The organism is Diaphorobacter limosus (genome assembly GCF_033100095.1).
GTDB lineage: Bacteria > Pseudomonadota > Gammaproteobacteria > Burkholderiales > Burkholderiaceae_C > Alicycliphilus > Alicycliphilus limosus.
In genome coordinates this window covers 1,716,058-1,735,660 of the sequence record NZ_CP136921.1, presented here as the reverse complement: position 1 = coordinate 1,735,660, position 19,603 = coordinate 1,716,058, and the positions used below count along the sequence as shown (strand labels likewise).

Here is a 19,603-nt window from a genome sequence, read left to right as displayed (position 1 = left end):
GTCAGCGTATCTCCACGCCGCTGGCGTCGTCCCGTGGCGCCTCGTCCCGGAGTGCGTCCACGGTCATGCCAACACCCTTGCCGGCGAGTTTTGCCGTACCTACGGCGGCATCGGCCGCCAGGCCCACCGCCGAGGCTGTGATGCTGACGGCCGTTGCCGTCACGGCCACCACCGCGCAGCCCGGCAGCAGGGCAGCCAGGCACAAAAAAGCCCCCAGGGCCCGGGGGCGTGAGAGGCAAGGCTTGGTCATTCAGCGGATGCGCATGCCCGGTTGGGCGCCGGGGAAGGGCTCCAGCACGTAGATGCCGGGATGCTGCTTTTCATCCGCGTGGCTGGCGGCCAGCACCATGCCCTCAGAGACGCCGAACTTCATCTTGCGCGGCGCCAGGTTGGCCACCAGCACCGTCAGCTTGCCCTGCAAGTCTTCCGGTTGGTACATGCTGGCGATGCCGCTGAACACATTGCGTGTCTTGCCTTCACCGGCGTCCAGCGTCAGCTGCAGCAGCTTGGTCGAGCCCTCCACCGCCTTGCATTCGACGATTTTCGCGATGCGTAAGTCCACCTTGGCGAAGTCGTCGATGCCGATGGTGGGCGCAATCTCCTCCCCGCCGGGTGTGACTTTTTCGACCACCGGCTCGGGCATTTCAAACAGCGCTTCCAGCTGCTTTTCGTCCACGCGCTGCATCAGGTGCTGGTAGGCACCGATCTGGTGGCCGGCGCCCAGCGGCTTGTTGACATCGGCAAACTGCTCGGGCGGCACGATCAGGAAGCTGGCCACGTCGGCGGCCAGCCGGGGCAGCATGGGTTTCAAGTAAATCGTCAGGATGCGGAAGGCCTCGATGCAGGTGCTGCACACGTCGTGCAGGCGCTCGCCCATGCCGTCCTTTTTGGCCAGCTCCCAGGGCTTGTTGGCATCGACATATTCGTTCACGCGGTCGCACAGCTGCATGGCCTCGCGCGCGGCGCGTGCCGTGTCGCGCGCCTCGTAGGCGGCGATGATGGTGTCTTTCTGCGCGCGCAAGGTGGCCAGCAGCGCCTGGCCGTCCTCGCTCACCTGGCCCAGGCGGCCGTCAAAGCGCTTGGCGATGAAGCCGGCGGCGCGTGACGCAATGTTGACGTACTTGCCGATCAGGTCGGAGTTCACGCGCAGCATGAAGTCACTGGCGTTGAAGTCGATGTCTTCATTGCGGCCATTGAGCTTGGCGCCCAGGTAGTAGCGCAGCCATTCGGGGTTCATGCCCAGCGCCAGGTATTTGAGCGGGTCCAGGCCCGTGCCGCGGCTCTTGCTCATCTTCTCGCCGTTGTTCACGGTCATGAAGCCGTGCACGCAGATCTTGGTGGGCGTCTTGCGGCCGCTGAACTTCAGCATGGCGGGCCAGAACAGCGTGTGGAAGGTGATGATGTCCTTGCCGATGAAGTGGACCTGCTCCAGGTCGGGGTCGGCCATGTAGGCGTCGTAGCTCTCTCCTCGCTTTTCCAGCAGGTTTTTCAGCGACGCCAGATAGCCCACCGGTGCGTCCAGCCACACATAGAAATACTTGCCCGGCGCGTCCGGTATCTCTATGCCGAAGTAGGGCGCGTCGCGCGAGATGTCCCAGTCGTCCAGGCCGCTGCTGGTTGAGCCGTCGGGGTTGGTGCGGGTGCCGAACCACTCCTTGATCTTGGCCGCGACCTCGGCTTGCACATGGACGCCGTTTTGCGTCCATTCCTGCAAGAACGCCACGCAGCGCGGGTCGGACAGCTTGAAGAAGAAATGCTCCGAGGTTTTCAACTCGGGCTGGGCGCCGGACAGCGCGGAATACGGCTTGATCAGTTCGGTGGGCGCATACACGGCGCCGCAGCTCTCGCAGTTGTCGCCGTACTGATCCTTGGCGTGGCAGCGCGGGCATTCGCCCTTGATGAAGCGGTCCGGCAGGAACATGTTCTTCTCGGGGTCGAAGAACTGCTCAATGGTGCGCGTTTCGATCAGGCCAGCGGCCTTCAGGTCCAGATAGATTTGCTGCGCCAGCTGGTGGTTCTCGGGCGCGTCGGTGCTGTGCCAGTTGTCAAAGGCGATGTGAAAGCCGTCCAGGTACTGCTTGCGGCCGGCGGCGATGTCGGCCACGAACTGCTGCGGCGTTTTGCCGGCCTTTTCGGCGGCGATCATGATGGGCGCGCCATGAGCGTCGTCGGCGCCCACGAAGTTCACCTCGGCGCCCTGCATGCGCTGCGCCCGCACCCAGGTGTCGGCCTGTATGTATTCCATGATGTGGCCGATGTGGAAGTTGCCGTTGGCATACGGCAGGGCGGTGGTGACGAAGAGCTTGCGTGGGGACATGGACTGAAACTCGGGCTGGCTGAAGCATGGGGCGTGCGTCGGCACGGACGGAACCCGCGATTTTAGGTCGCCGGTGCCCAGCACCAGCGGTTGCGGCCCTGCGCCTTGGCCTGGTAGAGCGCCGCATCGGCACGTTCAAAGAAATCGGGGGCTACCTCGTTGCTGGCCGGAATGGTGGTGATGCCGCCCAGGCTCAGGGTCACGCAGGGTGCGCCGCTGGCTGCCGGGTGCGGCAGCTTGCGCGTCGCCATGCGTTGCAGCAGCTCATCGGCCAGCAGCTGGGCCTGCGGGGCATCGGTTTCGGGCAGCAGCAGCACGAACTCCTCGCCGCCATAGCGCGCCGCCAGGTCGCCGGGGCGGCGCGCGGCCTGGCGCAGCGCGGCGGCCACGTCCTGCAGCACGCGGTCGCCCGCGGCGTGGCCCAGGGTGTCGTTGTACTGCTTGAACTGATCGACGTCGGCAACGATCAGCGACAGCGGCAGGCCCGAGCGCTGGCAGCGGCTCCACTCCTGCGCCAGGGCTTCGTCGAAGCGGCGCCGGTTGGGGATGCCGGTCAGGCCGTCGAGCGCGGCGATCTGCTCCAGCAGGCGCCGCTGGTGCACGATCTGCAGGTGGTTGCGCACGCGCACGCGGGCGATCGGTGGGTGAAACGGCTTGGCGATGTAGTCCACCGCGCCCAGATCCAGGCCCAGTTCCTCGTCGGCCGCGGAGTCGAGCGCGGTGATGAAGATCACCGGGATATGGCGCGTGGCGTCGTCGCGCTTGAGCGCGCGGATCACGGCCATGCCGTCCATCTCGGGCATGAGCACGTCCAGCAGGATCAGGTCCGGGGCGTGGGCGCGGGCGCGCTCCAGCGCCTGCAGGCCGTTCTTGGCCTGGATGATCTTGTACTCGCCCTCGAACAGCTCGGTCAGCAGCAGGCGGTTGTGCTTGTCGTCATCGACGATGAGCAGGGTGAAATGGCCGTTCTGCGGGTTCATGCGGGGTTTTGCTCCAGCTCGGCGCACAGCGAGCGCAGCTGCGCCAGTGCGTCTTGGTATTCGATGTCCTCCACCAGCGCGCGCAGCGCCGGCAGAGTCCGGGCCAGCGGGGGGTGGGCGGCGGCCTGGCTCTGCAGTTGCTGCAGCAGGCGCAGCGCGGCGGCGTCGTCGTTTTCCAGCAGGTTGCGCAGCTCGGCCAACAGCGGCTGCAGCGGCGTTGTGGGCGCTTGCGCAATGGGTTGGCCCGTTGGCTGCGCCTGGGCGACAAGCGGTGCCAGCAGGCTGCAGATGCGCGCCAGCTCCGTGCCCACGCCGGCCAGCAGCATCGCTTCGGCCGGGCGCTCCTGGGCAAAGCCGTCTTCCAGCTGCCTGGCCTGTTGTGCCAAGGCTGTGGCGCCTATGGTGGCGCTGCCCGATTTGAGCGAATGCGCCAGGCGCCGCGCCAGGGGCCAGTCATGCGCGGCCTGCGCGTCCTGCATGGCCTGGGCGCTGGCGCCGAAGTCCTGCACGAACTGCGCCAGCACGCGCAGGTACAGCCCGGGCCGCCCCAGGGCCTGGGCCAGGCCGCGCGCTGTGTCCACGCCCTCCAGGGCGGGGATTTGCGCGGCGGATTCGGCGGCCGGTGCCGGCTCGGCCCCGGTGTGGCCCGCGCCCTGGCTACTGCGGGGCGCCATCCAGCGCCGCAGCGCCGCGTACAGCGCATCGGGGTGGATGGGCTTGGTCAGGTGATCCTGCATGCCGGCCTGCAGGCTGCGCTCGCGGTCGCCCGCCATGGCGTGGGCGGTCATGGCGATGATGGGCAGGCCCTGCAGGTGCGCCTGCTGGCGGATCGCGCGCGTGGCAGTGAGGCCGTCCATCTCCGGCATCTGGATATCCATCAGCACCAGGTCGTAGGGCTGGGCCAGCACCTTGTCCACGGCCTCGCGGCCATGAACGGCCACATCCACCAGCACGCCGGCCTCGGCCAGGAAGGCCAGGGCCACGGTGCGGTTGAGCTCCACGTCGTCCACCAGCAGCACGCGACGGCCGCGCAGCAGGCTGTGGTCGCCCTGTGCCACGGCGTCGCCATGGCTGGCAGAGCGCGCGGGCTCTGGCGCCGCCGGTGCCAGGGGCAGGGTGAAGGAGAACTGGCTGCCGGCGCCCTCCTGGCTCTGCACGGCAATCGTGCCGCCCATCAGCTCCACCAGCTGGTGGCAAATGGCCAGGCCCAGGCCGCTGCCGCCAAAGCGGCGGGTGATGGAGCCGTCCACCTGGGTGAAGGGCGTGAACAGCTGCGCCAGGCGATCCGCGGGGATGCCCATGCCGGTGTCGCGCACGCAGAACTCCAGCACCGCCCGGTCGCCCTGCTGCTCGCGCAGTTCGGTCTGCACCACGACCTCGCCAGATTCGGTGAACTTCACGGCGTTGTTGCACAGGTTGACCAGCACCTGGGACAGGCGCAGCGGGTCGCCGCGCAGCCGCCGTGGTACGCCGGCGCCGGTGACAAACCGCAGCGCCAGCCCCTTTTGCTGGGCGCGCAGCGCCAGCTGGTCAGAGACGCCTTGCAGCACCTGCTCCAGGTCGAAGTCAATGGCCTCGATCTGCAGCCGGCCGGCCTCGATGCGCGAGTAGTCCAGGATGTCGTTGATCAGGGCCAGCAGCATGTCGGAGGCGGCCAGCACTTTCTGCTGGTAGTCGCGCTGGTGCGCGTTCAGGCCGGTCTTCAGCAGCAGCTGGCCCAGGCCGACGATGGCGTTCATCGGGGTGCGGATCTCGTGGCTCATGCGCGCCAGGAAGTCCGACTTGGCGCGGCTGGCCTGCTGGGCCTGTTCGGTGGCGGCGATCAGGGCGTGGGTGCGCTGATCCACCAGCTGCTCCAGGTTCTGGCGGTAGCGCGCCAGCTCCTGGTCGCGTGCCTGCAGCTTGTCGATCATCTGGTTCAGGCTGCGGCCCAGCTGCGCCAACTCGTCCTCGCCATGGCTGGCCACGCGCTCACCCAGGCCGGGGTTGTCGGCCGCACGCGCCATGAGCTGGTTCAGGTTCTGCAGCGGCACCGCCAGGCGCCTGGCGGCGCGGCCCGAGAGCCACAGCAGGAGCAGCAGCAGGGCCAGCAGCGCGCCGCCGGTCTCCAGTGCCGTGCGCCACAGCACCTGCTGCATGTCCTGCGTGCTGGCCACCAGTTCGACATGCGCCTTGCCGGCGCTGCCCGGGACGGCCGCCCAGGCAACGACCTGGTTGTTGCCGAAATGCATGTCCTGGCCGTCCTGCGTGTCCAGCGGCGGGCTGGGCGTGGCGGCCACGGCGCTGCCCTGGCGCGCAAACTCGGCAAAGGGCTCCCTGCGGCCGGCCAGCAGCAGGCGCGCGCGCAGCACCGAGGGGCTGGACTGCACGGCCTGCAGCAGGCGCGCGGCCTCCTGGCGGTCCTGGAAATCCACCGCCGCCTGGCTGTTGGTGGCAATCAAGAGCGCCTGGGCGCGCAGGCCGGCGCTCCATTCGCTGCGGATCAGGCGCTGCTGCTGCAGCAGCGCCAGCAGGTAGACCAGGCACAGGGCCAGCACGATGGCGCCGGTGAACCACCACAGCAGCCGGCTTCTGATGCTGCGCGGGCGCAGGCGTTGCAGCAGGGCGTTCATGGTTCGACGACCCGGGCCAGGCGCAGCAGCTGCGCATTGAACTGGATGTTCTGCGCCTGCGCCGCCTTGCGGTTGATGAGGATGTTCAACAGGTTGCCGCCCTCGGGGTTCACGGCCAGCTCCACCATGCCGCCGGCGCGTGCAAAGCCGTCGATGTCCGACACCGTCACCACCTGGGCCCGGCCGAGCTGCCGCAAGGTGCTGCGCAGGTGATCGGCCTCGCTGCGCGCCACGAAGACGAAGTCGCAGTCCAGCACCTGGCTGGCGTCGTCGGCCTGGCTGACCTGCACGCTGCGCCCGTCCATGGGCGTTTGCGCCAGCCTGGTCAGTGCCCCGCCAAAGGGGTCGCGCCCCAGCACGCACAGGCTGATGCGGGTGCCGCCCTCCAGGCGTGGCAGGTAGACGAAGCGCGGCAGTTTGACCAGCAGCGCCGCCTTGACCGCGTATTCCGAGATCGGCTCCTGCTGCGCCCGCGCGCCACCGGCGAGCAAGGCCAGCGGCATCAGCGCCACCAGCAGCTGGACAATCACTTTTTGATAGCTGCTAACGCTTGATGTATAAGCGCTGGAGGCCATTTTTACCTGACTATGTACATGCCGCTGATGCCCCTCACCCCTCCCTCTCCCCAAAGGGGCGAGGGCGACCGGTTGCGCCGGCTTTACTCCCTCTCCCTCTGGGAGAGGGTGGGGGTGAGGGCTCGCGGCCCAGTCTGAGACATGCGCCTTGTCAGGCCCTTTTAACCAAAAACCGATCTTGCGCGCCGTGGCTGCCATGGCCGGCGCTTGCGGCCGAAAACGGTATGTAGGCACGCTCAGTACCGCCAGTCCAGCGTCAGCATCCAGGTGCGCGGCTGCTGCGGCATGTCCCAGAAGGTGCGCGAGCCCGAGCCCGCCGCGGCGTAGTGGCGCCTGTCCAGCAGGTTGTACACATCCAGCCACAGCGTGGCGCGGCCGTCCAGCAGCTGGTGCCAGCCCAGGTGCAGATCCACCAGCGCATAGCCAGGCGTGCTGCAGCGGCTGGGGGCGGTCATGGCCCCCTGGCAGGCGCCCTGGGGCAGCAGCGGGTCGGTCGGGCCCTGCTTGCGGCCATTGGTCACGTTGCCCGTCCAGTAGAGCTGGGGCGTGATGCTGACCTGGTTGCGCCAGCGCAGCGTGGTGCCCAGCTTGAGCTTGTGGCTGGCCACATAGGGGATGGCCCAGTCCACGCCATTGCCCTCATCGATGCGGCCATGGATCCAGCTGGCGCTGCCCCACAGGTCGCCGGTCCAGTCGCCACCCAGGCGAAAGCGCCACTGCGCCGACAGGTCCAGTCCCGACTGCTGCTGGCGCCCGGCATTGCCCTTGGTCTCGGGATTGATCAGCACCGCGCCCGGGATGGCCCCCACGTTGCCCGAGGGCTGCGTGACCACCAGGCGGCTGATGCGGCTGTGGTAGAGGTGCGTGACCAGGTTCAGGCTGGGCGTGGGGCGCCAGTCCCAGGCGGCGCTCAGCGTGCGCGCTTTCTCCGGCTGCAGGTTGAAGTTGGGAATGCGGAAGTTGCTGCCGATGTAGTTGCCCTGCGCGTCCTGTGCGCCGCTGAAGGTGCCGTAGGCGCTCAGCGTTTCCTCGGGCGACGGGGCGCGGAATGCCTCGCCGTACTGGAGCTTGAAGACATGCTGCTCGCGCGGCTTGTAGACGGCGCCCAGGCGCGGGTTGAGGCTGCTGCCGTAATGGCTGTGGCGATCCAGGCGCAGGCCGGCGCTGGTGCTGAAGGCCCCGCTCCACTGCGACTGCAGCTGCGCATAGGCCGAGAGGTTGCGGAAGTTGTCGTCGTGTATCTGCCTGGGCAGTGGGGTGTTGGGGTAGAGCTGGCCCTGGCCTTGGGCGGCCAGGCCGGGCCTGTAGGGCGCGGCCAGGGACGAGGCCGCCTCTGCATGGTATTGGTGCCAGCCCAGGCCGGCCTGCAGCTGCTGGCGCTCGCTGATGCGCCAGTTCAGGCTTTGCTCCAGGCCCGTGCGTTTGCCCAGCTCGTAGGAAAAGCTATCCTGGTAATTGCTGAAGGTGTTGTTGTAGCGCGCCTTGGGGTCGAGCTCCATGCGCGAATGCTCCACCAGCAGCTGCGCCTGCACATCGGGCGCCGGCTGAAAGCGCCAGCGGCCATGGAAGGTGTCCGAGGTGGGCTGCCACTCGGAGCTTTGCTGGTAGCGCGCCATCGCCGGCGGGTCGCCGGTGCTGGTCAGGTGGGTGAAGCTGTGGCGAAAGAAGCCCACGGTGAAGCGCTCGTCCCAGTCGGCGCGCACATACAGGCTGTGGCTGGCGGTTGGGCCCACATAGGGCTCGCGCTGGTCGACGGGGATGATGGTCTGGCCGTTGCCAACGGCCGGCACCTTGGCAAACTCGCGCGGGTAGTAGCGTGCCAGGGGCGCGCGCTCGGCACGCTGCCAGTGCCCGCCCAGTGACAGCTGCAGGCCCTGCGCGGTATCCAGGCCGGTCATGAAGGCGCCCTCCTCGCCGCCGAAACGCCCCGCCCCCACCGATGCCCAGGAGCCCCTGGGGCCCTGGCCGGCCTCGGTGATGATGTTGATCACCCCGGCCACGGCGTCGGCGCCATACAGCGCGGCGGCGGGGCCGTAGAGCACCTCGACCTGCCTGGCCATGTACAGCGCCAGGTTGTCCGCCACGGGAAAATTGCCGCCCGCGGGCGCGCCTATGCGCACCCCGTCCATCAGGATCAGGAGCTTGTTCGGCCCCACATAGCCCTGCACGGCAAACTGGTTGAACTGCGAGGACTTGGTGCCGCCTTGCCAGTCCACGCCGGGCAGATCGCGCATCAGGTCGGCCAGGCTGCGGTAGCGCCGCTCGCGGATCTGCTCGCGCGTGATGACCAGGATCTGCGCCGGCGTCTGATCGCGCGTCTCGATCTGGCGCGAGGCCGTGACGACCGGGGTTGCTATCAAATCCTGTAGCGACAGGCCCATCAGGCGCTGGGCGTCCGATTCCAGCTGGCCCTGCGCCCACAGCGGCGGGCAGGCCAGGCCGCAGAGCGCCAGCGCGGCCGCGAGACAGTGCTTCTTATCCGTGTCCATCGAAGAGGTTGGCTACATTTTTGACAACTTGTCATGCTATCAGCCGGGTCACTCCAGCCCTGTCGCGCGCGGCCAACAGGGCGCCGGGCGGCTTCAGGCGAAGCAGGCGAGTGCAGTGTTGGACGCTTGATGGAACAAATAAAACCGATGGATTTTTGGTCTGGGCTAGGCGCAAACCGGAGCGATAGCCGTAGCTATCGCGAGGATTTGCAACGCCGCCCGGGCCGAAAAGGCGCGGTTTTATGTTCCAGATAGCGTCGAATACTGCACTAGACGCAGCGGGTCGCCGCGGTCATGCCAGCCGAAGAAGGCGCAGATCTCATCGCGCCGGGCCAGCGCGTCGCTGCGCCCCAGGGCCATCAGCCGGCGCGTGTAGGCGCGCTCGAACAGCAGGTAGCTGGCCAGCGCGCCATCGCTGTCGCCCGGCCGGTTCACCGGCACGCCCAGCGCCGACAGCAGCACGCGCATGCTGCGCGGCAGGTCGCAGACATGGCGCGCGGCCTCCTCGTCCAGGCTCCGTGAGGGCACGAACACCAGCAGCTCCAGCGGGTGCATGGGGCTGCGGCTGCGCTGCTCGGGCGTCAGCAGCGCCAGTGCCTGGTTGATGTGCTGCACCTGGTTGACGTCCACCGCCAGCGCGTCCAGAAAGATGTTGGACAGCGCATGGCCGGCCACCTTCGCCAGCGAGGGGTAGGGCTGCTGCGTGCCGACGGGCACCGCCGGTGGCGGCTCATAGGCCCGGCTGGTGCCCACTACCAGCAGGCGGCGCGCGCCCAGGTGGATGGCGGGCGCCAGTGGCGAGGTCTCGCGCATGGAGCCGTCGCCAAAATACTCGGTATGGCCGTCGATCGGCAGCGCCGTCGCCGGAAACACCAGCGGGATGGCCGACGAGGCCAGCAGATGCGCATGCGTGATGGGCCCGCGCGCCGACTTGCGCAGCGAATGCACCCAGGGCTCCTGCGCATCGCCGGCGTCGAAGAAGGCCACATGCAGGCCCGAGTTGTAGCTGGACGCCGTCACGGCCAGCGCGCGCAGGTGGCCGGCGCGTATCAGGTGCGGCACCCGCTGCAATGGCACCAGCTTTTCAAGCAGTTGCGCCAGCGGCGCGTTGTTCAGCAGCGAATGCGGGTGCACGCGGCGCCAGCGCGCCAGCGCCCAGCCCAGCGACAGCAAGGTGAGCCAATGCGCGCCGCGCTGTATGACATGCAGCGAGTCGGCGTGATAGACCTGCTGGGCATGGACATGGGCCCAGGCGCGCGCAATGCGGCGCACGGCATGGTCGAAATGGTCGGCCCCGCTGGCCAGGGCCGCGGCGTTGATGGCGCCGGCCGAGGTGCCGCTGAAGATGTCGAACGGCGCCCCGCCATGCCCATGGCCACAGGCCGCGCGCAGGCCCGCAATGGCCTGCAGCACCCCCACCTGGTAGGCCGCGCGTGCGCCGCCGCCGGAGAGCACCAGGGCGGTGCTGCCATCGGGCGGGCTGGCGTGGGGCATGGCGGCGCCTGCTATGTCTTGGGCGGCGTGGCCTTGAGCAGCAGCGTGGCGAGCGCGTCGCCCTCCAGCAGCGCCAGGGCGTTGTCACGCGCGAAGCCGCGCGCCTGCTCGCTCACCGCGCCCTGCAGCGCCACATACACGCCGGCACGCGCGCCTTGGCGCTGCACCTCGGCCTGCAGCTCGCGCAGCGGCTCCACGCCATGCGTGGCGGCCTTGTAGCGGCGCGCGGCCACCAGCAGGGTCTGCTCGCCCCGGGTGATGCGCAGGTCGCAGTGCGGGCCATTCATGCGCTGCACCTCATGGCCCTCGGCGCGCCAGGCATCCTCCAGCCGCTGGGCAAACTGGCGCCAGGGCATGGCGGCGGCCTGCTGCAAAACCGCCTGCACGCGCGCGGCGCTGGGCGCGCGCCACTGGCGCCAGCCGGCAATGCAGCCAATCACGGCCACCGGCAGTGCGCCCACCGCGGCAAACGGCGCCAGATGCGCCGGCAGCAGCGCACCGCACAGCAGCACGATGACGGCGGCAATGGCAAAGCTGACCCACCAGGGCGAGCGCAGCAGGATCGCAAAGCCCGAGTTCGGGGCCATCTTGAATTTCACGGGTTATTCCTTGGGTGTCTTGTGCACACCCACATTTTCCTGGTGGCGTGTACCGCGTGTGGGGTGTTGCGTTTTACTCCCTCGCCTCCTTGGGGGAGAGGGTAGGGGTGAGGGGGTGACTGGCTGCGGCGCTTGCCTTCGCCACCCTCACCCCCACTCTCTCCCGCCAGCAGGAGAGGGGGAAATGGCCGTAAGGCCGCGCGGAAACTGCGCAGCATGCTATAGAAAAATGAACAAACCTTGGGGCTGGCGTCCGGCCGGTCGCCCGGCCCTACCGGCACCCCGCGCGCAGCTGCTCCAGCTGATAGGCCGCAATGCGGTGCCCCAGCGCAGCCGCCCTGGCCAGCCACATGATGGCCAGGTTGTCATCCTGGGGTATCACGCCCCCCCCCCCCGAACCTGCGGCGTAGGCCGTCCCCAGCCACTGCATGGCATCGGCGTTGTCCTGCGCGGCGGCCTCCTGCAGCCAGTACAGCGCCGCCTTGTGCGCGCCTGCCACATAGAACAGCGCGCCCATGTCGGCCTGCGCCTCGGCGTCGCCCGCGTCGGCGCGCAGCAGCATGGCCCTGTCCTCGGCGCTCAATTTCACCTCCACCAGCGGCAGCACATCGCCCAGCGCCAGCATGGCGCGGCTGCGCCCGTCCTTATCGCCCCGGCCAATCGAGCCGTCGGTCACGCGCCGCCACAGCGTGCTGCGGCTGATGCCGGTGATGGCGATCGATGCGTCCAGGCTCAGGGTGTCCATGTCTTTGCGCTCCTTGTGGCCGGCGATTCTATTGCGCGGCCGCCAGGCCGGCCCTGGCACGCGCGGCGGCATGCCGTGGCACGGCAAACGCTGTGTCAAGCGATGGCTGGGATGGGGTGTGACGTTTCAAAACTGTAAGAAACACGATGAAACCAATGGAAACGGCTTGGCATGGTCGTTGCTGAATGTAAGGCAACCGGTAACCGCCGGCCCATTGTTCAACTGGAGGAATCTTATGAAATCCAACATGATGCGCCGCGCCCAGGCCGGTTTTACCTTGATCGAACTGATGATCGTTGTGGCGATTATTGGTATTTTGGCTGCGGTGGCGTTGCCGGCTTATCAGGACTACACGAAGAAAGCCAAGATGTCGGAAGTCGTGCTCGCTGCATCGCAATGCCGCACGACCATTACTGAGCAGGTGCAAAGCATGTCGAGCACGCAAACTGCCGCTGCAAATGGTTGGGGCTGCGAATCTGCCACTGCAACCTCCAAGTACGTGAAGTCGATCGCTACGACCGCCGAAGGGGTTGTTTCCGTTGAAGCCCAGGGGTTCAATGACACCGCAATTGATGGCAAGTTTGTGATTCTTTCGCCTTTTGTTGGCCAAGGTGCTGCAGCTGCGGCATTGGTGGTTGGCACGGCCAGCAACGATCAAGGCAAGCAAATCAGCGAATGGCGTTGCGGTGGTGGTGATGCCGCTGGAACGCGCCTGGCCACTTCCACCATCAATAAGTTCCTGCCAGGATCTTGCAAGCAGTTCTAATCGTTGCTTTGCGTGTAGTTGGGGTCAGACACCCATTACTCTGTAAATAAACGGGGCGCCAATGGCGCCCCGTTTATTTTTTGTAGTAATTAGTAATTGGGGTCAGACTCCAATTAATTCTGGAATCTGGCCTTGGCACTTTCTGGTATTGCGTGAGTAGCTCCTCTTTTTGATGTCACTGGCCGGGACTCGCCCCGGCGGGCGACCTCCTTTCTTGCTCGTGCAAGAAAGGAGGCAAAGAACACGCCCCCAAGTCTGCGACCCCTTCGCTTGCGCTACGGGGCAAACCTGTGGCGGGGCGCTTGCGGGGTGTGCCGCAGAACTCACTGCGCGCTGGCGCGCTCCGTTCAAACAACTGCGGCAAGTCAGACAACGATGCATGCGCGCTGCGACGCGCATGCTCACCCCGCAAGCGCCCCGCCCCAGGCGCAGCCACAGGGGGTGAACAGCCTGGCACGGGCCATCGCTGCGCTCGGCTTCGTGCGGGCGCCGCACCGGATCGGGGCGAGCGCAGCGAGGTAATTGGGGTCGGATTCCAATTAAATCCCATTGATACATGCGCCGCGCCTTCTCGATCAGGGCGCCATGCCGCCGCGCCAGCCCCGCAGAAACTCCGAAGGCTCCCAGACCACCAGCCGTGCCGCGGCAAAGTCCTGCACGTTGCGCGTGACGATGCAGTGCAGGCCCGCGTGCCGGGCGGCTTCGTGCAGCACGGCGTCTTCGTAGTCGGCAAAGCCGGCGTCCAGCGCGTCGGCCAGCGTTAAGTGGGTGACTGGCGCCACGCCGAACAGGCGCAGCAGCACCGCGATCTGCTCGCGTGCACGCTGTGTGCCCAGGGTGCGCCTGGCCAGATAGAACAGCGTGGTGACGGTGGTCGCGCACAAGAAGCCCTGCACTTCTCCGCGCTCCACCAGTGCAAGAGCCTGGGCGGATGCCTGTGCATGCGGTTCGCGGTTCAGCAGTACGTCCAGCACCACATTGGTGTCAAACAGCGCCCGCGTCATTGGTGTTTGACATCCAGGTGGTCGTAATAGGCTTGCCGCCCGTCGTCCGTCAACGGCCCGGCCGCATCCTTGAGCACGCCTTGCAGCGATGTCACGAGAGGAGGCAGTGGCCGCTCGTACTGTGTGGCGTTGGGGGTGGTGGTGGAAGTGAACTGCGCAAAATAGTCGGCTACTACTTGAGAAAGCGATTTGCCCTGTCGCTGCGCCCGCGCCTTGGCCTGTGCGATCAGGTGTGCGTCCAGCCGCAGGGTCAGCTTGGTCTGCATGGGGTGACCTCCGTGTGACGTATACAAGTCATAGTATTGTACGTCGCTGTGGTTTGTCGGTGATGTAATTGGGGTCAGATTCCAATGTAATTGGTGTAATTGGGGTCAGATTCCAATTAAATCTCGGTGTAATTGGGGTCAGATTCGAATTAAATTTTGACTCCAGCGCTTGCTGGTATTGCGTGAGCAGCTCTTTTTTTGATGTCACTGGCCGGGATGGGTGCCCGGCGGCACACTCACTTCCTTTTGCTTCGAAGCAAAGAACAGTGCCTCGTCTGCCGGGGCGAAACCCGGCCAGCCACATCAAAAAGAGGAGCTGCTCGCGCGCCACCAACAAGCGTAAAGGCCCAATTTGCCTATGCATGAGTAACCGAAGCCAGACACCTATTTCATGATTGCAGAGTCACCAGATGCTCCGGCCTGGCGCCGGGGACGACGTTGAGGCTCAGTCGCGCGTCAAAGCTGACAAAGCGGCATTGGTGGCGCACGGCCAGGCCGAGCAGGTAGCTGTCGGTAATTTGCCGGTGACCCAGCAGGTGCTGCCAGTGCAGCTGGCCCGCGTCCAGCAGGCTGTAGTCGTCGGCCAGAAAGGCGTGCGCGGGGTGTGCGGCGGCCTGTGCCAGGCGGCTGGCGACGGCGGCCAGCGGCAGGGCCTGGGGGTAGGCGGGCTGGGCCATGATGCGCAGGCAACCGTTTTGCGTGAGCGGGCAGGAGGCCCAGCCATGGGCAATTTCCTGTTGCAGCCATTGCGTGGCGCGGGCGTGGTGCATGTGCGCCGCGTCCAGCAAGGCGATCAGGACGTTGATGTCCAGCAGGGCGCGCATGGCCTACACCCCGTCGTTGTCGCGCAGGCGATCGATCAACTCGTTGCTGACCACGACGCCGCGGGCCTCAAAGGGAACAAAGCCCGTGGCCGAGGTGGCCGGGCTGCTGGCGGCTTGCGCTGTCGCGTTGCCCGTCAGTGCCTGGCGCACCAGGCGTGAGATGACCTTGCCCAGGCTGGTGTTTTCCATGCGGGCAATTTCCTTGGCGGCTATCAAGGTGTCGTAGTCCAGATCAACCGTGGTGCGCATGGCGTGCCTCCTTCTTCCACAATCGCATTGTCTTTTGATTCTAGTGCATCATGATGCGACCGCATCAATGATGATTAATTGGAATCTGACCCCAATTAGGCGGAGGCCGAGACCGTCTGTGCCAGGCGCTCTATCCCGGCGTCCGAAAGATCAGTTGCCGCCACGACGCGGCGGGCCTGCCACTGCGCAAAGTTGTGCGCCTGCGAGCGGCCGTAGTGCGGGTCATAGTGCAGCCGCATCAGTTCGTCGAACAGCGGCGCCAGTTGTCGCGCGCGGGCCCAGGTCTGCCAGCGCTGAACCACCTCCTTGCCGTGCAGCTCGGTCAGCGCCTCCAGGCGCTGGGCCAGGGCCTCGGGGTCGTCGCCCAGGTAGGCGTAGTCGCGCAGCAGGTAGGCCAGGCGCTCCTCGGGCGTGGCCTGGATTTCCAGGCAGGCGCCGGCGCGCAGGCGTTGCACCAGGGGCACGGGCAGGGACAGGCGGCCGATGCGCGCGCTCTCGCCCTCCACATAGACCGGGCGCGACAGGTCAAAGCCTTCCAGCGCCGTGGCGATCTGCGTTTCGAAGTTTTTTTGCGAGGGTTGCTCAACGCCGGGCATTGCGCCCAGCAGCGAGCCCTTGTGGCGCGCGCAGTGCTCCAGGTCCAGCACCTGTGCGCCCTGGCTGGCCAGGGCCTGCAGCACGCGTGTCTTGGCGCTGCCGGTGGCGCCGACCAGCACGCGCAGATCCAGCCGTGGCACCAGGGCGGCGATCTGCTCGATCACATGGCGGCGGAAGGCCTTGTAGCCGCCGGCGAGTTGCTGTGCGTCCCAGCCCACCAGGCGCAACCATTGCACCATGGAGCCGCTCCTCATGCCGCCGCGCCAGCAGTAGATCAGCGGGCGCCAGCCCTGGGGCTTGTCGGCAAACTGTTGGCGCAGGTGGCGCGCCAGGTTGGCGGCAACCATGGCACCGCCCACGCGCCGGGCCTCGAAGGCGCCCTGCTGCGCGTAGAGGGTGCCGACGGTGGCGCGCTCGGCGTCGTCGAGCACCGGGCAGTTGATGGCGCCGGGGATATGGTCTTCGGCAAACTCGGCGGGCGAGCGCGCGTCGATGATGGCGTCGAAGCCGTGGCGGTCGGCGGGGCGGGTGGGGCGGTGGTGGGACACGGGCTGGGCTGCGATGGGCAGGGGGCGCCCACTATAGACCAGCCAGGATCAGCCCAGCGTGATGGTCTTTTGCGCGCTCAGCGTCTGGCCGGCATCGTCCTTCCAGAGCAGGTGCAGCTCGCCGCTTTCGCGCGCCAGAAAGGTGAACTCGATGTACGGGTTGGGCGCGACCGAGATGCCCGGCTCCCAGGCCAGCAGCAGGGTTGGCCCCAGGCGCGCCTCGAAGCGTGTGACGATGTTGCGCGGCCGGATCTGGCCTGCGGCGTCGGTGCGCAGGCCGCTTTCCATGGTGTGTTCGATCTGCGCACGCACGCGCACAAGCTCGCCTTGCTTGGGCGTGGCGTTGCTGATCCAGGTGCGGGGTGGTTTCTGCATTGCGTCGTCCTTGGTGCGTCTTTACATACCGCAGCCGCTGGCGGCCACGGTGACGGCCTGTTTGGTGGCCAGCACCTTGCCGCTTTTCATGCGCGCCAGAGCGTGGACGGTTTGCGACTGCGCCAGGCGCAGCCGCACCGATGCCTCGGCCGTGCCTGCCGCAGCCGTGAACTGCAGGCGGCAGGCCAGGGGCGAGGGGTTGAGCTCGGCCAGCACGATGATCTCTTCGCACCAGTCCTGCTCGGTGATGGGCAGGGTGATCTTGACCTTGACCGGCACGCCGCTGGGGTTGTCGGCCAGTACCGGCACGTCCAGCAGCAGCCCATCGGCCTGGGGCCGGGCCTTGCCGATGAACTGCTCCATGGCCTGCCTGAACGCCTGCGGGTTGGGCGCCAGCGGCCCGACCAGCGGCGCCTTGGCCTGCGCCAGCACGGTGCCGGGCAGGGCCAGGGCGGCGCCGGCGGCGACCAGGCTTCTTCGGGTGGGGTGGGGCTGGCGCATGTCAGATGGCCAGGAAGTCGCTGAACATGCCGCGCGCCCAGGCGAAGTCTTCCTTCACCAGGTCGGGGCTGCGCACGTCCATGTCGATCTGGGTCTGCAGCACCTTGCCGCTGGGATCGACCTCGTACTCGAACTTGACCGAGATTTCTTCCTGCGGCTCGGTGTTGACCATCATGTAGCACAGGTTGTCGGGCAGCAGCGGCTTGACCTCCTGGCCTGCCACGCGCTGGGCAATGTATTTGGCGACGATGCGGCCGATGTAGTTGGCCACATGGCCGCTCTTGGGGTAGTGGCCGAACTGTGGCGAGATGGCACCCATGAGGTCGCCGACAAAGTAGACGCTGTCGTCGCCGTGCGCGTGGAACAGGCGCGGGTGCATGTCGGCCCAGCCGGTGGGTTTGCCGGTCGCCGCGTCCTTGCCGATCAGGCCGGCGTGCCAGACCATGTCGGCCGCCTGGTGCGGTGGCATGAAGATGGCTTCGTCGAACTTCAGCTCGCCGGCGGTGGTCTTGATCTTCTTGTTGAACGGGTCCACCTCTTGCACGCGGGCGTTGGGCACATGGGTGATGACGTCGGCGTACAGCTCCTCGAAGGCCTGCTTGTAGCCCATGCCGATGGGGGCGATCTTGGGCTTGGGATCGAGGATCACGATCTTGCCGGGGATCTTGTTCTTCTTGATGTGCGAGGCGATCAGGCAGGCGCGCTCGTAGGGCGAGGGTGGGCAGCGGTGCGGCGGTGGCGGCAGCGTCATGACCAGCGTGCCGCCCTTGAAGTCCTTCACGCGCTGCTTGAGGCCAAACATCTGCTGATTCGGGATATAGGCGCTGGCGTAATGCCGGCGCGTGTGCTCGATGGCGCGTTGGTCGTCGCCAAACCAGGCGTCCCAGGCGTCGCGGATGCCGCCCGAGAGGATCAGATAGTCGTATTCCACCAGGCCGTGCGTGGTGCGCACCAGCTTCTGGGCGCGCTCAAAGCCGGTCACCTCGGTTTGCAGCAGCTGGTAGCCGTAGCGGTTGGCCGGGCGCAGCATGTCGTGCTGCACGAAGTCGGTGCCCACGATGTCCACCAGCCACTTGTTGCTCATCGGGCCGGACCAGAAGCTGGGGTTGCGCTCCAGCACCACCACGTCGGCATTCGGAATCAGCTCGCGCAGGTAGCGCGCCGCCGTCAGGCCACCCCAGCCACCGCCGCAGATGACGATGCGCGGGCCCTTGCCCTGGCGCGGCAGGATGCGCGCCTGCGGGCTGATGATGGCCGGCGCCGCCAGCGCCAGCGCGGGCACGGCGGCCGCGCCCAGGGCCAGGGCGGGGGGGCTGATGAGAAAGTTGCGGCGTTTCATGGCGGTTCTCCTTGGGGGTCAACGGGTATGGGCGGCTTGCAGCCGCAGGGTGATGGATGCGCCGCCCGCGATGCCGATGGCGGCGGGCAGGCTGGCAAAGGCCAGGGTGGACAGCCCGGACAGCCCCTGGCCGATGGAGCAGCCCACGGCCAGCACGCCGCCCAGGCCCATCAGCAGGCCGCCCAGGGCCGATGCGGCCAGGCGCGCGGGCTGCTCGAAGCCCTCCCAGCGCAGGCTGCGCGTGAGCAGCGCGGCGGCAAAGGCGCCCGCCAGCGTGCCGGCGACGATGGCCGGGCCTACGCTGGCGCCCCGACCCACGGCTAGTTGCAGGTACAGCAGGCCTTCGGCGACGGGGCCGATGAAGCTCAGTGATGTGAGTGGTGCCGGCTCGAACGGATCCACGCCCACCTGGGCCGTGATCCACCATCCGGCGGCCACCAGGGCGCCAATGGCCATGGCGGCCCACAGTTGCACCGCGCTCTGGCGCAGCGCCGGTTGCCACAGGGCGTAGGCCAGCAGCGCCAGCGCTGGCAGGCCGGTGGCCAGGGCCAGCGTGGCCGTGGGCGGCAGGCCGCCGGCCTGCAGCTGCTGCGCCAGCGTGGCATGCGCCAGCGTGATCTGGCCCCAGCCCTGCAGCCATTGGCGCAGCGGCGCCAGCACCCCGGTCAGCGTGGCCTGCGCCGCCAGGCCCAGACACAGCAGCGTCACCAGGGCGCGCAGGTTGCCGCCGGCCAGCAGCACCAGCGCACGCGCGCCGCACGCGCGCGCCAACGCCATGCCGCAGCCAAACAGCAGCCCGCCCAGCAGCACGCCGGGCACGGAAAAACGGGCGCGCACCACCTGGGCCTGCGCCAGATCGGCCAGGCCCGCCCATGCCAGCGCCTGCGAGGCCAGCAGCGCCACGGCCAGCGCCAGCGCGAAGGCCTGCAGCGCCGGCGCGCCGCCGTTTTCGCGGGCGGCCGCAAGGCCATGCTGGCGCAGCCCGCGCAGCAGGCAAAAACGCCCCAGGCGCGCGGCAATGCCAAAGGCGCAGCCCAGCAGGAATCCGGCCCACAGCAGCGTCATGGGCGCCCCCGGATGCCGGCCAGACCGGGAGCCGCCAGCAGCGCGGCCAGCCAGGCGCGGGGGCGCTGGCGCTGGTGGTGCATGGCGGACGAGGGCGGTGGCATGCGGGTTCCTGTTCTGGGGCACGCGCACGCGCGCCATCCGGCGGGATGAATATGGGGGAGCTGGCTGGGGCGGTGATGGCGCGGGTCATTGCCTGGGCAGACCCGCGGGGTGGCGCATGGGACGGCCGTCACGCGGCACAGCGCTGAAGCCGTC

Annotated in this window: 19 protein-coding genes; 1 reads left to right on the top strand and 18 read right to left on the bottom strand. The window is 67.6% G+C overall.

The window, feature by feature from the left end:
- Window position 1: 1 nt before the first annotated feature.
- The 9 genes from P4826_RS08370 to P4826_RS08330 all read right to left on the bottom strand — a co-directional run bounded on the left by P4826_RS08370 (window position 2) and on the right by P4826_RS08330 (window position 11,811).
- Window positions 2-250: a hypothetical protein gene (locus P4826_RS08370; RefSeq protein ID WP_317703386.1), complete on the bottom strand. Its 249-nt coding sequence runs from the start codon at window positions 248-250 to the stop codon at window positions 2-4.
- Window positions 251-2,317 carry a methionine--tRNA ligase gene (gene metG, locus P4826_RS08365; protein WP_317703385.1) on the bottom strand — a complete coding sequence of 689 codons (2,067 nt, stop codon included), beginning with the start codon at window positions 2,315-2,317 and terminating at the stop codon, window positions 251-253. It abuts the gene before it with no gap.
- Between the two features lie 62 nt (window positions 2,318-2,379).
- Window positions 2,380-3,297 carry a GGDEF domain-containing response regulator gene (locus tag P4826_RS08360; RefSeq protein ID WP_317703384.1) on the bottom strand — a complete coding sequence of 306 codons (918 nt, stop codon included), beginning with the start codon at window positions 3,295-3,297 and terminating at the stop codon, window positions 2,380-2,382.
- Complete coding sequence (locus tag P4826_RS08355; RefSeq protein ID WP_317703383.1) at window positions 3,294-5,909, bottom strand: ATP-binding protein; 2,616 nt, start codon at window positions 5,907-5,909, stop codon at window positions 3,294-3,296. Before P4826_RS08355 ends, P4826_RS08360 begins: the two co-directional genes overlap by 4 nt.
- Window positions 5,906-6,439, bottom strand: coding sequence for a YfiR family protein (locus P4826_RS08350; protein ID WP_317703382.1), 534 nt, complete (start codon window positions 6,437-6,439; stop codon window positions 5,906-5,908). The genes P4826_RS08355 and P4826_RS08350 overlap by 4 nt, the downstream gene beginning before the upstream one ends.
- A gap of 281 nt (window positions 6,440-6,720) precedes the next feature.
- Window positions 6,721-8,973 carry a TonB-dependent receptor plug domain-containing protein gene (locus P4826_RS08345; RefSeq protein WP_317703381.1) on the bottom strand — a complete coding sequence of 751 codons (2,253 nt, stop codon included), beginning with the start codon at window positions 8,971-8,973 and terminating at the stop codon, window positions 6,721-6,723.
- Window positions 8,974-9,213: 240 nt separating this feature from the next.
- Window positions 9,214-10,467, bottom strand: a complete 1,254-nt coding sequence (locus tag P4826_RS08340) for a patatin-like phospholipase family protein (RefSeq protein ID WP_317703380.1) — start codon at window positions 10,465-10,467, stop codon at window positions 9,214-9,216.
- 11 nt (window positions 10,468-10,478) lie between these two features.
- Complete coding sequence (locus tag P4826_RS08335) at window positions 10,479-11,054, bottom strand: restriction endonuclease (protein WP_317703740.1); 576 nt, start codon at window positions 11,052-11,054, stop codon at window positions 10,479-10,481.
- 283 nt (window positions 11,055-11,337) lie between these two features.
- Window positions 11,338-11,811 carry an SEL1-like repeat protein gene (locus tag P4826_RS08330; protein WP_317703379.1) on the bottom strand — a complete coding sequence of 158 codons (474 nt, stop codon included), beginning with the start codon at window positions 11,809-11,811 and terminating at the stop codon, window positions 11,338-11,340.
- On the opposite strand from P4826_RS08330, the gene P4826_RS08325 reads away from it, so the two are divergent.
- Window positions 11,810-12,577, top strand: coding sequence for a pilin (locus P4826_RS08325; protein WP_317703378.1), 768 nt, complete (start codon window positions 11,810-11,812; stop codon window positions 12,575-12,577). The two genes, P4826_RS08330 and P4826_RS08325, sit on opposite strands and share 2 nt — an antisense overlap.
- A gap of 575 nt (window positions 12,578-13,152) precedes the next feature.
- On the opposite strand, the gene P4826_RS08320 is transcribed toward P4826_RS08325, so the two are convergent.
- From P4826_RS08320 to P4826_RS08280, 9 genes are all read right to left on the bottom strand, one after another.
- A complete protein-coding gene (locus P4826_RS08320; protein WP_317703377.1) occupies window positions 13,153-13,581 on the bottom strand; it encodes a PIN domain-containing protein in 429 nt (142 codons plus the stop codon).
- Window positions 13,578-13,847, bottom strand: coding sequence for a DUF6364 family protein (locus P4826_RS08315; RefSeq protein ID WP_317703376.1), 270 nt, complete (start codon window positions 13,845-13,847; stop codon window positions 13,578-13,580). Before P4826_RS08315 ends, P4826_RS08320 begins: the two co-directional genes overlap by 4 nt.
- Before the next feature lie 389 nt (window positions 13,848-14,236).
- Window positions 14,237-14,671: a TA system VapC family ribonuclease toxin gene (locus P4826_RS08310; protein ID WP_317703375.1), complete on the bottom strand. Its 435-nt coding sequence runs from the start codon at window positions 14,669-14,671 to the stop codon at window positions 14,237-14,239.
- A gap of 3 nt (window positions 14,672-14,674) precedes the next feature.
- The gene (locus P4826_RS08305; RefSeq protein WP_317703374.1) at window positions 14,675-14,920 is read right to left on the bottom strand and encodes a ribbon-helix-helix domain-containing protein; all 246 of its coding nucleotides are present in this window, start codon (window positions 14,918-14,920) and stop codon (window positions 14,675-14,677) included.
- A 95-nt stretch (window positions 14,921-15,015) separates the two neighbouring features.
- Complete coding sequence (gene mnmH, locus P4826_RS08300) at window positions 15,016-16,065, bottom strand: tRNA 2-selenouridine(34) synthase MnmH (RefSeq protein ID WP_317703373.1); 1,050 nt, start codon at window positions 16,063-16,065, stop codon at window positions 15,016-15,018.
- 48 nt (window positions 16,066-16,113) lie between these two features.
- Window positions 16,114-16,440 (bottom strand): thiosulfate oxidation carrier complex protein SoxZ, encoded by a 327-nt coding sequence (locus P4826_RS08295; protein ID WP_317703372.1) that lies wholly within the window; start codon window positions 16,438-16,440, stop codon window positions 16,114-16,116.
- A 21-nt stretch (window positions 16,441-16,461) separates the two neighbouring features.
- Window positions 16,462-16,941: a thiosulfate oxidation carrier protein SoxY gene (locus P4826_RS08290; RefSeq protein WP_317703371.1), complete on the bottom strand. Its 480-nt coding sequence runs from the start codon at window positions 16,939-16,941 to the stop codon at window positions 16,462-16,464.
- A 1-nt stretch (window position 16,942) separates the two neighbouring features.
- The gene (locus tag P4826_RS08285) at window positions 16,943-18,280 is read right to left on the bottom strand and encodes an FAD-dependent oxidoreductase (RefSeq protein ID WP_317703370.1); all 1,338 of its coding nucleotides are present in this window, start codon (window positions 18,278-18,280) and stop codon (window positions 16,943-16,945) included.
- An 18-nt stretch (window positions 18,281-18,298) separates the two neighbouring features.
- Window positions 18,299-19,345, bottom strand: coding sequence for a YeeE/YedE thiosulfate transporter family protein (locus tag P4826_RS08280; RefSeq protein ID WP_317703369.1), 1,047 nt, complete (start codon window positions 19,343-19,345; stop codon window positions 18,299-18,301).
- Window positions 19,346-19,603: the final 258 nt, after the last annotated feature.

Coding starts and splice junctions, on each gene's coding strand:
- P4826_RS08370 (WP_317703386.1), bottom strand. CDS start 250: ATGACCAAGCCTTGCCTCTCACGCCCCCGGGCCCTGGGGGCTTTTTTG.
- metG (WP_317703385.1), bottom strand. CDS start 2,317: ATGTCCCCACGCAAGCTCTTCGTCACCACCGCCCTGCCGTATGCCAAC.
- P4826_RS08360 (WP_317703384.1), bottom strand. CDS start 3,297: ATGAACCCGCAGAACGGCCATTTCACCCTGCTCATCGTCGATGACGAC.
- P4826_RS08355 (WP_317703383.1), bottom strand. CDS start 5,909: ATGAACGCCCTGCTGCAACGCCTGCGCCCGCGCAGCATCAGAAGCCGG.
- P4826_RS08345 (WP_317703381.1), bottom strand. CDS start 8,973: ATGGACACGGATAAGAAGCACTGTCTCGCGGCCGCGCTGGCGCTCTGC.
- P4826_RS08340 (WP_317703380.1), bottom strand. CDS start 10,467: ATGCCCCACGCCAGCCCGCCCGATGGCAGCACCGCCCTGGTGCTCTCC.
- P4826_RS08335 (WP_317703740.1), bottom strand. CDS start 11,054: ATGGCCCCGAACTCGGGCTTTGCGATCCTGCTGCGCTCGCCCTGGTGG.
- P4826_RS08325 (WP_317703378.1), top strand. CDS start 11,810: ATGTCTTTGCGCTCCTTGTGGCCGGCGATTCTATTGCGCGGCCGCCAG.
- P4826_RS08330 (WP_317703379.1), bottom strand. CDS start 11,811: ATGGACACCCTGAGCCTGGACGCATCGATCGCCATCACCGGCATCAGC.
- P4826_RS08320 (WP_317703377.1), bottom strand. CDS start 13,581: ATGACGCGGGCGCTGTTTGACACCAATGTGGTGCTGGACGTACTGCTG.
- P4826_RS08315 (WP_317703376.1), bottom strand. CDS start 13,847: ATGCAGACCAAGCTGACCCTGCGGCTGGACGCACACCTGATCGCACAG.
- P4826_RS08310 (WP_317703375.1), bottom strand. CDS start 14,671: ATGCGCGCCCTGCTGGACATCAACGTCCTGATCGCCTTGCTGGACGCG.
- P4826_RS08305 (WP_317703374.1), bottom strand. CDS start 14,920: ATGCGCACCACGGTTGATCTGGACTACGACACCTTGATAGCCGCCAAG.
- P4826_RS08295 (WP_317703372.1), bottom strand. CDS start 16,440: ATGCAGAAACCACCCCGCACCTGGATCAGCAACGCCACGCCCAAGCAA.
- P4826_RS08290 (WP_317703371.1), bottom strand. CDS start 16,941: ATGCGCCAGCCCCACCCCACCCGAAGAAGCCTGGTCGCCGCCGGCGCC.
- P4826_RS08285 (WP_317703370.1), bottom strand. CDS start 18,280: ATGAAACGCCGCAACTTTCTCATCAGCCCCCCCGCCCTGGCCCTGGGC.
- P4826_RS08280 (WP_317703369.1), bottom strand. CDS start 19,345: ATGACGCTGCTGTGGGCCGGATTCCTGCTGGGCTGCGCCTTTGGCATT.